The sequence below is a fragment of the Streptomyces sp. NPDC006208 genome (assembly GCF_040613775.1).
GTDB lineage: Bacteria > Actinomycetota > Actinomycetes > Streptomycetales > Streptomycetaceae > Streptomyces.
Genome location: NZ_JBEXSW010000013.1, coordinates 24,634 through 36,710, shown reverse-complemented (window position 1 = coordinate 36,710; position 12,077 = coordinate 24,634). Strand labels below are relative to the sequence as shown.

The following is a 12,077-nucleotide window of genomic DNA, read 5'->3' as shown; positions in this document are numbered from 1 at the left end:
TGAGGGGCGCGAGGATGGGGATATGAGTAGGTACGAAAGGTATGACGTCACCGACGAGCAGTGGGAAGGCCTGGCCCAGGTCGTGCCGCTGCGCGGACGCAACGAGTGGCCGTCGCGGATCGATCACCGCACCGTCCCGCAGGACTACGCCGCCGCCGAGCAGCGCCGGTTCGTCGTGCTGAGGGTGCAGGTCTTCGCCGATGCGCGCGAGGTCGCCGAGTACCTCGTCCAGCGCATTCCGGTGCTGCTGGATCTGACCGGCGCCGACACCGAAGTCGCCAAGCGGATCCTGGACTTCAGCAGCGGAGTCGTCTTCGGGCTGGGCAGCGCCATGCACCGGGTGGACCGCAATGTCTTCCTGCTCGCGCCGGACGGCACCGAGGTCGAGGGCATCGAGGCCGCAGCCGTCCCCCATTCGTAGGAAGGCCCTCACGGCGGAACGGTTCGGCGTGTTCCGGGCTGCGTAGCGTCCCCGTCATGGACGCGAACCCCTCCACCGGCGGCCCGCAGGCCGCCCGTCCCACCGTCACCGAACTGCGGCTCGCCGCCTTCCGGGCACACCGGCAGGCGTCCTACCGCCTCGGCCCGCTGACGCTCTTCGCGGGTGCGAGCGGCAGCGGCAAGTCGAGCGTGCTTCAGGCGTACGAGGCCCTGACACGGCTCGGCGCCGGGGAGGAACTGGCCGCGGCCTTCCCGGACCCGGCCGGATGCGTCCCGGAAGGGGCCGGCGCCGACCCCCAGGGCCGGCGCGGATTCCGGCTCGGCTGCACCGTCGAGGGCCCGGCCGGCACCGTACGGCTCGATCTGGCGGTGCAGGCCGAGCCGGAGCTGCGCGTCGTCGGTGAACGGCTGACCGGCGACGGCCGGACGCTGCTGAGCACCGCACTGCGCGACCCCGGGCGCACCGCCGTGCAGGCGGCCTGGCACACCGCCGGATCCGCCGGAGTCACACGCGCACCGCTGCCCGACGACCGGCTCGGCACGGCCCTGCTGCCGCTGCGGGTGGCGGGCAGCACACAGGGGCAGTTGCATGTGATCGCCGCCGCCGAGCAGGTGGTGCTGGCGCTGCGGTCCGCCTTCGCCTGCGATCCGCAGCCGCACCGGATGCGCAGACCGGTGGCACCGGGCGCGGGCCGGCTGCGCCGCGGCTGCGACAACCTCGCGGAGGTGCTGCACCGCACCCGAAGCGAGTGCGCAAAACGGCATGCGCGGCTTGCGGCAGCGGCGCGCGCGGGCTGCGTGGGCGAGGTGGTGGATCTGGTCGTGGAAGAGCTCGCGGACGGGACGGTGCAGGCACTGCTCGGCCGGGGCCGCGGGCGGACGGCCACTCCCGTGGGGCGGCTCGGCGAAGGGGAGTTGAGATATCTGGGCCTCGCGCTGGTGCTGCTCACAGGGCCGGGGGTGCTGGCGATGGACCAGGTCGCCGAAGTGCCGCCCGCGTATCAGTCGCTCACGGTGCTCGCCGACGGCTTCGACCGCTGCCTTGACGTGGCGCAGCGGCGTGAACTGGTAGCTCTGGCCGCGGAGATGTGCGCACGTGGGCACATCCGGCTGGTGGGGACGCTTGCCGATGCGACGTCCGCGCGCGGGATCGGTGGCGTGACAGTGGTAGACCTGGGGCCATGACGGAGGACGAGGGACCGGGCGACGGTGTACCTGATGTGGCGCGGCTGCAGCGCCGGCTGGCCGAGTTCGCGGCGGCGCGGCACTGGGAGCCCTACCACACGCCCAAGAATCTCGCGGTGGCGCTGAGCGTCGAGGCTTCCGAACTGGTGGAGATCTTCCAGTGGTTGACGCCCGAGCAGTCGGCGCGGGTGATGGAGGAGGAGAGCACGGCGCACCGGGTGCGCGACGAGGTCGCGGATGTGCTGGCGTACCTCCTCCAGTTCTGCGAAGTGCTGGGGATCGATGCGCTGACGGCGCTCTCCGAGAAGATCGACCGGAACGAACTGCGCTTTCCGGCGAAGTGACGCTGAGGTGACGGCAGGCCGCTCTGCCGGTGCCGCCACGGAGTGTTGTCACTCTATGGAGTTGCCGGGTTATCCACAATGGCTGTCCTGTCCACAGATTTCGGAATTCCTCTGGCGTTTCGGCTCAAGCGGCTTCACTCTGGGTAATGAACTGAGTGGGCAGAAAGTCGTACGAACGGGGGTACGTACATGGACGCGGAACGGCTCGTCACGCTCAGCCGTGACGCTCTGGCACACAGCCGCGAGGTGCCGGACATCGTGGCGGAGGCATGGCAGGCCCAGGCGCTTGCCCAGGCGATCGGCAGCAGCCTCGCCCTGAGCGGGCCGCAGTGGCTCAGAGGAGAGGCGCGGGCGCTGAGCGAGATCGGCGGCCGGGCCTGCGGGGTGCTCGACCACCCCATGGTGCGCAGCGGCGGCGTGCGGGCCGCGCAGCTGACCCAGGTGACCGACGCCCATGCCGCGTTGACCGCGCTGCATGTGCTGCTGGGGGAAGTAGGGATGGCGCTGGTCGGGGTCGCCTGTGCCACCGACGACGAGGGGCTGTACTGGCAGTGCATCGAGGCCATAGACGCGGCCGACGAATCGAGCGACCGGGTGCGCGGCATGCTGCGCCGGCTCGCGGCGCACCAGCTGGACCGGCCTCCTGACATCGTGCGCGGCAGAGCCGGCCCCGAACGGCCGGTCGCCGAGATGGACCAGGCCGCCGGCACCTGACGGTCAGCTCCGCCCGGCATCCGACGGTGCAGGATGGATGCATGGATCTTCGAATCTTCACCGAGCCCCAGCAAGGGGCGAGCTACGACACCCTGCTGACCGTCGCCAAGGCCACCGAGGATCTCGGCTTCGACGCCTTCTTCCGCTCCGACCACTACCTGAGCATGGGCTCGTCCGACGGGCTGCCCGGCCCGACGGACGCCTGGATCACCTTGGCCGGGCTGGCCCGCGAGACCAAGCGCATCCGCCTCGGCACCCTGATGACCGCGGGGACGTTCCGGTTCCCGGGTGTGCTGGCCATCCAGGTCGCCCAGGTCGACCGGATGTCGGGCGGCCGGGTCGAACTGGGCCTCGGCGCAGGCTGGTTCGCCGACGAGCACCGGGCCTACGGCATCCCCTTCCCCGCGGAGAGGTTCGGGCGCCTGGAGGAGCAGCTCGCGATCGTCACCGGACTGTGGGCCACGGAGGCCGGCAAGACCTTCTCGTACGAGGGGCAGCACTATCAGCTGACCGACTCGCCCGCACTGCCCAAGCCCGCCCAGGCCAAGGTGCCCGTGCTGATCGGTGGCCACGGGGCCAGGCGCACTCCCCGCCTTGCCGCGCAGTACGCCGACGAGTTCAACATTCCGTTCGCGTCGATCGAGGACAGCGAGCGTCAGTTCGGCCGGGTCCGCACTGCCACCCAGGCCACCGGACGGGCCGCCGACGAGCTGGTGTACTCCAACGCGCTGGTGGTGTGCGTGGGCAAGGACGATGCCGAGGTGGCGCGCCGGGCCGCTGCCATCGGCCGTGATGTGGACGAACTGAAGACCAACGGCCTGGCGGGATCACCGGCCGAGGTCGTCGACAAGATCGGCCGCTATGCGGCGATCGGGTCGTCCCGGATCTACCTTCAGATCCTCGACCTCGGCGATCTCGACCACCTGGAGCTGATCTCGTCCCAGGTCCAGACCCAGCTGGGCTGACCGGCCGGCACGAGGAGCACCTGTGGAACCCGTCCGTACACTCGCCGCCGCGCTCGCCGACGGCGTCCTGCTGCTCGACGGCGGCCTGTCCAACCAGTTGGAGGCGCAGGGCTGCGACCTGTCCGACGCCCTCTGGTCGGCGCGCCTGCTCGCCGACGATCCGGGGCAGATCGAGGCCGCGCACACCGCGTATGCACGGGCCGGTGCACAGGTGCTCATCACCTCCAGTTACCAGGCGACCTTCGAGGGCTTCGAGCGGCGGGGCATCTCGGGGGAGCGCGCCGCGGCGCTGCTGCGCCGCAGCGTCTCACTGGCCCGCAGCGCGGCCGCCGGTGCGCCGCACGAGGTGTGGGTCGCCGCATCGGTCGGGCCGTACGGTGCGATGCTCGCGGACGGCAGCGAGTACCGCGGGCGGTACGGGATGAGCGTGCGGGAGCTGGAGCGCTTCCACCGGCCGAGGATCGACGCCCTGGCTGCGGCGGAGCCGGACGTGCTGGCCCTGGAGACCGTGCCGGACACGGACGAGGCCGAGGCGCTGCTGCGGGCGGCCGACGGGTGCGGTGTGCCCGTCTGGCTCTCGTACACCGTCGCGGGCGGCCGTACCCGGGCCGGTCAGGAGCTGGCCGAGGCGTTCGCCCTGGCCACCGGCCGGTCAGACGTGATCGCGGTCGGCGTGAACTGCTGCGAGCCGGCCGAGGCGGCCTCGGCGGTGGGTCTCGCGGCAGCGGTGACGGGCAAGCCGGCCGTCGTGTACCCCAACAGCGGAGAGCAGTGGGACCCCGCCGCCCGCAGTTGGCGCGGCGGGTCGCTGTACGACCCGGCCCTCGTGCGCGACTGGCAGGCGGCCGGGGCCCGGCTGGTCGGCGGCTGCTGCCGGGTGGGCCCGGACCGGATCACGGAGCTGGCACGGCTGCTCGGCATGGACTGACACGGGCGGCCGGCCCCGGCAGCCGCCCCCGCTGCCGGAGCGAGCGAAAACCCCTGGTCGGAGGAGCCGAACCGGACGATACTCGGACGCGTGTTCCTGACGATCAGTACGACCGGTACCCCGGAGCGTCCCGCGACCGACCTCGGCTTTCTGCTGCACAAGCATCCCGACAAGGCGCAGACGTTCTCCACCTCGCACGGCACGGCGCATGTCTTCTACCCTGAGGCGTCCGTCGAGCGCTGCACCGCCGCACTGCTGCTGGAGGTGGATCCGGTGGCGCTGGTGCGGCGCGGCAAGGGCAAGGGCCGGGGCGGCGCGCCCGATGCGGCGCTCGCGCAATACGTGAACGACCGCCCGTACGCGGCGTCGTCACTGCTGTCCGTCGCGCTGAGCACGGTGTTCAAGAGCGCTCTGCGCGGCGTGTGCGCCGCGCTGCCCGAGCGGGCCGAGGCGCCGCTCGCACTGCGCGTCGAAGTGCCCGCACTGCCCGCGCGCGGCGGAGCCGAACTGGTGCGGAAGCTGTTCGGACCGCTGGGCTGGTCCTCGGTCGAGGCGCAGCCGGTGGCCCTCGACGACCGGTTCCCCGCGTGGGGCGACTCCCGCTATGTCCAGCTGGTGCTCGAAGGCGAGCTGCGCCTCGCCGACGCGCTGCGTCAGCTCTACGTACTGCTGCCGGTGCTCGACGACGCCAAGCACTACTGGGTGGCCACCGACGAGGTCGACAAGCTGTTGCGGGCGGGTGAGGGCTGGCTCGCCGAACACCCCGAGCAGAAGCTGATCACCAGCCGCTATCTCTCGCGCCGCTGGGGACTGACCCGGCAGGCGATGGAGCGCCTCGAGCTGGTGCGCCTCGCCGAGTCCGACGACCTCGAGGTCGAGGACGTGGACAACGCCGTGGACGAGACCACGGACACCGAGGAGCGACCCTTCCCGCTCGCCGAACAGCGCCGCGACGCGATCCTCGAAGCGCTGCGCGCCGCCGGCGCGAGCCGGGTCCTCGACCTGGGCTGCGGCCAGGGCCAGTTGGTTCAGGCTCTGCTCAAGGATGTCCGCTTCACCGAGATCGTCGGAGTCGATGTCTCGGTGCGGGCGCTGACCATTGCCGGACGCCGGCTCAAGCTGGACCGCCTCGGCGAGCGCCAGGCCGCCCGCGTGCAACTGCTCCAGGGCTCGCTCACCTACACCGACAAGCGGCTTGCCGGCTATGACGCCGCCGTCCTCAGCGAGGTCATCGAGCACCTCGACCTGCCGAGGCTGCCCGCCCTCGAGTACGCGGTGTTCGGCTCCGCCCGGCCGCGGACGGTGCTCGTGACGACCCCGAACGTGGAGTACAACGTCCGCTGGGAGACGCTGCCCGCCGGGCACGTGCGCCACGGCGACCACCGGTTCGAGTGGACGCGCGAGGAGTTCCGCAGCTGGGCCGGAGCGGTTGCCCAGCGGCACGGCTACGAGGTGCGCTTCGTACCCGTGGGCCCCGACGACCCCGAGGTCGGCCCGCCCACGCAGATGGCCGTGTTCGAGAAGACGGACACGACGGACGCACCGAACAGGACCCAGAAGGAGGCGAAGGCCGCATGACCACCGACCCCACCCCCGGCGCCGCGGGCACCACACCGGGCGGCCGCCGGCTCCCGGTGACCGACCTGTCCCTCGTCGTCCTCGTCGGCGCCAGCGGATCCGGCAAGTCCACCTTCGCCCGCAAGCACTTCAAGTCCACCGAGGTCATCTCCTCCGACTTCTGCCGCGGGCTCGTCGCCGACGACGAGAACGACCAGAGCGCGAGCGGCGACGCCTTCGACGTCCTGCACTACATCGCCGGCAAGCGGCTCGCCGCCGGCCGGCTGACGGTCGTCGACGCCACCAACGTGCAGTCCGAGAGCCGCCGCCAGCTGATCCAGCTCGCGCGGCAGCACGACGTCCTGCCCATCGCGATCGTGCTCGACGTGCCCGAGGAGGTCTGCCTCGCACGCAACGCCGCCCGCCCCGACCGCGCCGACATGCCGCGCCACGTCGTCCAGCGGCACCGGCGCGAACTGCGCCGCTCGCTGAGGGGACTGGAGCGCGAGGGCTTCCGCAAGGTCCACATCCTGCACAGCGTCGAGGAGGCCGACAGCGCCGAGATCGTCCTCGAACGGCGCTACAACGACCTGCGCCACCTCACCGGCCCGTTCGACATCATCGGCGACATCCACGGCTGCCGCTCCGAACTGGAGACCCTGCTCGCCAAGCTCGGCTATGTCGACGGGGTGCACCCCGAGGGACGCACCGCCGTCTTCGTCGGCGACCTCGTGGACCGGGGACCCGACAGCCCCGGAGTGCTGCGCCGCGTGATGGCCATGGTCGCCGCGGGCAACGCCCTGTGCGTGCCCGGCAACCACGAGAACAAGCTCGGCCGCTACCTCAAGGGCCGTAACGTCCAGCACACCCACGGCCTCGCCGAGACCATCGAACAGCTCGAGAAGGAGGACGAGAAGGACCCCGCCTTCCGCGAGCAGGTACGGGAGTTCATCGACGGACTCGTCAGCCACTACGTCCTCGACGGGGGCAAGCTGGTCGTCTGCCACGCCGGACTGCCCGAGAAGTACCACGGCCGCACCTCCGGCCGGGTCCGCTCGCACGCGCTGTACGGCGACACCACCGGTGAGACCGACGAGTTCGGCCTGCCGGTGCGCTACCCGTGGGCCGAGGACTACCGGGGCCGTGCCGCGGTCGTCTACGGCCACACCCCGGTGCCCGACACCTCGTGGATCAACAACACCATCTGCCTCGACACCGGTGCCGTCTTCGGCGGCAGGATGACCGCGCTGCGCTGGCCGGAGCGCGAACTGGTCGACGTACCGGCCGAGAAGGTCTGGTACGAACCGGCCAAGCCGCTGGTGACCGAGGCGCCGGGCAGCCGCGAGGGGCGTCCGCTGGATCTCGCCGACGTACACGGCAAGCGCGTCGTCGAGACCCGGCACATGGCCCGTATCGGTGTGCGCGAGGAGAACGCCGCAGCAGCGCTCGAGGTCATGAGCCGCTTCGCGGTCGACCCGCGGCTGCTGACCTATCTGCCGCCGACGATGGCCCCGACCGCCACCTCGCGTCAGGAGGGCTATCTCGAGCACCCGGCCGAGGCTTTCGCCCAGTACCGGGCCGACGGCATCGCGCAGGTCGTCTGCGAGGAGAAGCACATGGGTTCGCGGGCAGTGGCGCTGGTGTGCCGCGACGCGGACGCGGCACGGCGGCGGTTCGGTTGTGGAGGTACCTCCGACGCCGAAGGCCGTGAGGGAGGGCCCACAGGCGCGCTGCACACCCGCACCGGACGGCCGTTCTTCGACGACTGCGAGGTCACCGAGGAGATCCTCGGCAGGCTCCGTACGGCGATCACAGCGGCCGGCCTGTGGGACGAGCTGGACACCGACTGGCTGCTCCTGGACGCCGAGTTGATGCCCTGGTCGCTGAAGGCCTCCGGTCTGCTGCGTTCGCAGTACGCGGCGGTCGGCGCCGCCTCCGGCGCGGTACTGCCCGGTGCGACGGCCGCCCTGGAGGCCGCGGTCGGGCGCGGGGTCGCGGTCGAGGGACTGCTCGCCCGGCAGCGGGAGCGGGCCGACGACGCGGCCGCGTTCACCGAGGCGTACCGGCGCTACTGCTGGACGACCGACGGGCTCGAGGGGGTGCGGCTGGCACCGTTCCAGATCCTCGCCTCCGAGGGCCGCTCGCTGGCGGCGGTGCCGCACGACGAACAGCTCGCCTGGCTGGACCGGCTCGTGGAGCACGACCCGACAGGTCTGCTCCAGGTCACCCGCCGGATGATCGTCGACACCGGCGACGAGGCTTCGGTGGCGGCAGGTGTCGACTGGTGGCTGGAGATGACCGGGCGCGGCGGCGAAGGCATGGTCGTCAAGCCGCTCCAGGCGCTTGCCAGGGACGGGAAGGGCCGGCTCGTACAGCCGGGAATCAAGGTCCGCGGCCGCGAGTACCTGCGGATCATCTACGGCCCCGAGTACACCCGCCCCGAGAACCTGGAGAGACTGCGCGGGCGGTTCCTGAACCACAAGCGCTCGCTCGCGCTGCGCGAGTACGCCCTGGGCCTGGAGGCCCTGGACCGGCTGGCCGGCTCGGAGCCGCTGTGGCGCGTCCATGAGGCGGTCTTCGCGGTGCTGGCCCTGGAATCGGAGCCGGTCGACCCGCGGCTCTGACCGCGCGTGGGCGGCCGCCGGCGCCACCGGCACGGCTGCGGCTGCGGGACGTACGGACAGTGCTTCCCGCAGCCGCCGCGACGGCATCGAGCGGATCACCTGCGAGCGGGCCCGGGACGAGCTGGAAGCGGTTCGCAGCGGTAGCGCCGTTCGCCGGGTGAACCGGCGTCCGGCCGGTGAGGATGGGGGTATGGGATTCCATGTCGACTCCGAGACCGGGCGTCTGCGCCAGGTCATACTCCACCGTCCCGATCTGGAGCTGAAGCGGCTCACTCCGAGGAACAAGGACGCACTGCTCTTCGACGATGTGCTCTGGGTGCGCCGTGCCCGGCAGGAGCACGACGGATTCGCGGACGTGCTGCGCGACCGCGGCGTGGTGGTGCATCTGTTCGGCGATCTGCTGCGTGAGTCGCTGGAGATCGAGGAGGCCAGAAAGCTGGTCCTGGACCGGGTCTTCGACGAGAAGGAGTACGGGCCGCTTGCCACCGACCACCTCAGGGTCGCGTTCGACGAACTGCCCACGCCCGAACTGGTCGAGGCGCTGGTCGGCGGGATGACCAAGCGCGAGTTCCTCGCGGGTCACACCGAGCCGACGTCCGTCCGCTTCCACGCGATGGACCTGGACGACTTCCTCCTCCAGCCGCTGCCCAACCACCTGTTCACCCGTGACACCTCCGCATGGATCTACGACGGTGTCTCCATCAATGCGATGCGCTGGCCGGCCCGGCAGCGCGAGACCGTCCACTTCGAGGCGATCTACAAGCACCATCCGCACTTCGCCGGACCGGATGCGGGCACCTTCCACCACTGGTCGGAGGGCCAGGACGACTACCCCTCCACCATCGAGGGCGGTGATGTGCTCGTCATCGGCAACGGCGCGGTGCTGATCGGGATGAGCGAGCGCACCACGCCGCAGGCCGTGGAGATGCTGGCGCGCGGCCTGTTCGCGGCCGGTTCGGCGCGCACGATCGTGGCCCTGGACATGCCCAAGCGGCGGGCTTTCATGCACCTGGACACCGTGATGACGATGGTCGACGCGGACACCTTCACCCAGTACGCGGGGCTCGGCATGCTCCGCTCGTACACCATCGAACCGGCCGACGGCCGGCAGGGGCTGAAGGTCAGCGACCATCCGCCGGAGCACATGCACAGCGCGATCGCGGCGGCGCTGGGACTGCAGGAGATCCGGGTGCTGACGGCGACGCAGGACGTGCACTCGGCGGAGCGCGAGCAGTGGGACGACGGCTGCAACGTGCTCGCCGTCGAGCCCGGTGTCGTCGTCGCGTACGAGCGCAATGTCACCACCAACACGCATCTGCGCAAACAGGGCATCGAGGTGATCGAGATCCCCGGCAGCGAACTGGGGCGGGGCAGGGGCGGCCCGCGCTGTATGAGCTGCCCGGTCGAGCGCGAGGCCGTTTAGACCGTGCCGCATCCGGGGACCTGAGCCGGCCGTGTCCCACAGTGCGGGAAGGTGCTGTATAGCGATGCATGCGCTCGTATATAGTTCCACGGTACCCGCAGCAGCGACCCAGGAGCAGCCACCATGGCGATACACCTCGAAGGCCGGCACTTCCTCAAGGAGCTGGACTTCACCGCCGAGGAGTTCCGCGGCCTGATCGATCTGGCCGCGGAGCTCAAGGCGGCCAAGCGGGCGGGTGCCGAGGTGCAGCGGCTGCGCGGCAAGAACGTCGCGCTGATCTTCGAGAAGCCCTCGACCCGTACGCGCTGCTCCTTCGAGGTGGCGGCCGCCGATCAGGGTGCGTCCACGACCTATATCGACCCGGCCGGGGCGCACATCGGCACCAAGGAGTCCGCCAAGGACAGCGCCCGGGTGCTGGGCCGCCTGTTCGACGCCATCGAGTTCCGGGGCGACGGCCAGGATGTCGTCGAGGAGCTCGCGGCGTACGCGGGGGTGCCGGTCTACAACGGCCTGACCAACGACTGGCACCCCACTCAGATGCTCGCCGATGTGCTGACCGTGACCGAGCACTGCGACAAGCCCCTGGAGCAGATCACCTTCGCCTACCTCGGCGACGCCCGTTTCAACATGGGCAACTCCTACCTGGTAACCGGCGCGCTGCTGGGCATGGACGTCCGTATCGTCGCGCCCCGTTCGTACTGGCCGGCCGAGGAGACCGTCGCCCGCGCCCGGCAGGCCGCCGAGGTGAGCGGTGCCCGGATCACGCTGACCGAGGACGTTGCCGAGGGGGTGCGGGGAGCGGACTTCGTCGCCACCGACGTCTGGGTGTCGATGGGGGAGCCCAAGGAGGTCTGGGGCGAGCGGATCAAGGTCCTCGGCCCCTACGCCGTGACCATGGATGTCCTGCGCGCCACGGGCAATGCGCAGGTGAAGTTCATGCACTGCCTCCCCGCCTTCCACGACCTGGGCACCTCGGTCGCCCGCGGGATCCACGAGACGCACGGTCTCGCGGAGCTCGAGGTCACCGACGAGGTCTTCGAGTCGGCGCACTCCGTCGTCTTCGACCAGGCGGAGAACCGGATGCACACGATCAAGGCCGTCATGGTGGCCACGCTCGCCGGCGGCACGGCGGGGGCGGATGCCTCCGACGCCTAGATCCTGTCCGGGCGATCTTGTCGGGCCTGCGACGACAGCTGCGGCACCGCGCTGTGTTGTCGGAGTGGCCCACGTACGTCCAGTACGAGGGTGATGCTCCGCTTTGCGATGCGTCCCCTCGGCCCTGGCGGGCCTGGGGAGACCCCATGCCCTTGGCGGGCCTGGGGAGACCCCATGCCTCGGCCTTGGTGGGCCTGGGGAGACCCCATGCCCTTGGTGGGCCTGGGGAGGCCGCATGCCTCGGCCTTGGTGGGCCTGGGGAGGCCGCATGCCTCGGCCCTGGTGGGCCCGAGGAGACCCCACGCATCTGACGCCGCAGGCCGACAAGATCGCCCGGACAGGGCCTGGTGCTGCCGCATCCGCCTGGCCATGCGTCGCCCCCCCGTGGCCCCGGCCCGGACCGGCCCGCCGCATCCGGCGTGAGAGTACCGACGCGGCCCGCCCGCGGCCGCGTCAGGACCGTGCCGCCGGCGTGAACCGGACCGCCTCCCGTCCGCCGCCGGGCGGTGACCGCGGCCGGCGCTGAGCGCCCGGACCGGTACCAGGCCCCCGGCCGTGCTCCTGCATGGGTCGGGCGCGTCGCCGTGCGCTCAAGGACGGGACGGATCGCCGGGCCGGGTCGGGTCCTGCTGTCGCCGGGAGTACTGCCACATCGCGGCGTATGTTCCGGGCCGCGTATAGCGCAGTCGTGACGGCAGTCACGTAAGAGTGATAGCTTCGGGAGACAGGCAGAAGCCGGAC

General features: G+C 71.2%; 10 protein-coding genes. All 10 read left to right on the top strand.

All coding sequences use genetic code 11. The features are described 5' to 3' along the window. The first annotated feature begins 22 nt into the window (after positions 1 to 22). The gene (locus ABZ208_RS12735) at positions 23 to 421 is read left to right on the top strand and encodes a cell division protein SepF (protein WP_356909487.1); all 399 of its coding nucleotides are present in this window, start codon (positions 23 to 25) and stop codon (positions 419 to 421) included. Between the two features lie 56 nt (positions 422 to 477). Then, complete coding sequence (locus ABZ208_RS12730; RefSeq protein WP_356909486.1) at positions 478 to 1,626, top strand: ATP-binding protein; 1,149 nt, start codon at positions 478 to 480, stop codon at positions 1,624 to 1,626. Beyond that, positions 1,623 to 1,970, top strand: coding sequence for a nucleotide pyrophosphohydrolase (locus ABZ208_RS12725; protein ID WP_356909485.1), 348 nt, complete (start codon positions 1,623 to 1,625; stop codon positions 1,968 to 1,970). Before ABZ208_RS12730 ends, ABZ208_RS12725 begins: the two co-directional genes overlap by 4 nt. Positions 1,971 to 2,159: 189 nt before the next feature. Further along, entirely contained in the window at positions 2,160 to 2,684 is a 525-nt protein-coding gene (locus ABZ208_RS12720; RefSeq protein WP_356909484.1) for a DUF6099 family protein, read from the top strand. A 41-nt stretch (positions 2,685 to 2,725) separates the two neighbouring features. Then, positions 2,726 to 3,649, top strand: coding sequence for an LLM class F420-dependent oxidoreductase (locus ABZ208_RS12715; RefSeq protein WP_356909483.1), 924 nt, complete (start codon positions 2,726 to 2,728; stop codon positions 3,647 to 3,649). A 22-nt stretch (positions 3,650 to 3,671) separates the two neighbouring features. After that, a complete protein-coding gene (gene mmuM, locus ABZ208_RS12710; protein WP_356909482.1) occupies positions 3,672 to 4,577 on the top strand; it encodes a homocysteine S-methyltransferase in 906 nt (301 codons plus the stop codon). 90 nt (positions 4,578 to 4,667) lie between these two features. Continuing rightward, entirely contained in the window at positions 4,668 to 6,155 is a 1,488-nt protein-coding gene (locus ABZ208_RS12705) for a 3' terminal RNA ribose 2'-O-methyltransferase Hen1 (protein ID WP_356909481.1), read from the top strand. Continuing rightward, positions 6,152 to 8,758: a polynucleotide kinase-phosphatase gene (locus ABZ208_RS12700; RefSeq protein ID WP_356909480.1), complete on the top strand. Its 2,607-nt coding sequence runs from the start codon at positions 6,152 to 6,154 to the stop codon at positions 8,756 to 8,758. Before ABZ208_RS12705 ends, ABZ208_RS12700 begins: the two co-directional genes overlap by 4 nt. 190 nt (positions 8,759 to 8,948) lie before the next feature. Beyond that, positions 8,949 to 10,181: an arginine deiminase gene (locus tag ABZ208_RS12695; protein WP_356909479.1), complete on the top strand. Its 1,233-nt coding sequence runs from the start codon at positions 8,949 to 8,951 to the stop codon at positions 10,179 to 10,181. Positions 10,182 to 10,304: 123 nt separating this feature from the next. Then, entirely contained in the window at positions 10,305 to 11,336 is a 1,032-nt protein-coding gene (gene argF, locus ABZ208_RS12690) for an ornithine carbamoyltransferase (RefSeq protein WP_356909478.1), read from the top strand. The last annotated feature ends 741 nt before the right edge of the window (positions 11,337 to 12,077 follow it).

What these genes read in the sequence shown, in the direction of transcription:
- ABZ208_RS12735 (WP_356909487.1), top strand. Translation starts at nt 23, where the DNA reads ATGAGTAGGTACGAAAGGTATGACGTCACCGACGAGCAGTGGGAAGGC.
- ABZ208_RS12730 (WP_356909486.1), top strand. Translation starts at nt 478, where the DNA reads ATGGACGCGAACCCCTCCACCGGCGGCCCGCAGGCCGCCCGTCCCACC.
- ABZ208_RS12725 (WP_356909485.1), top strand. Translation starts at nt 1,623, where the DNA reads ATGACGGAGGACGAGGGACCGGGCGACGGTGTACCTGATGTGGCGCGG.
- ABZ208_RS12720 (WP_356909484.1), top strand. Translation starts at nt 2,160, where the DNA reads ATGGACGCGGAACGGCTCGTCACGCTCAGCCGTGACGCTCTGGCACAC.
- ABZ208_RS12715 (WP_356909483.1), top strand. Translation starts at nt 2,726, where the DNA reads ATGGATCTTCGAATCTTCACCGAGCCCCAGCAAGGGGCGAGCTACGAC.
- ABZ208_RS12700 (WP_356909480.1), top strand. Translation starts at nt 6,152, where the DNA reads ATGACCACCGACCCCACCCCCGGCGCCGCGGGCACCACACCGGGCGGC.
- ABZ208_RS12695 (WP_356909479.1), top strand. Translation starts at nt 8,949, where the DNA reads ATGGGATTCCATGTCGACTCCGAGACCGGGCGTCTGCGCCAGGTCATA.
- argF (WP_356909478.1), top strand. Translation starts at nt 10,305, where the DNA reads ATGGCGATACACCTCGAAGGCCGGCACTTCCTCAAGGAGCTGGACTTC.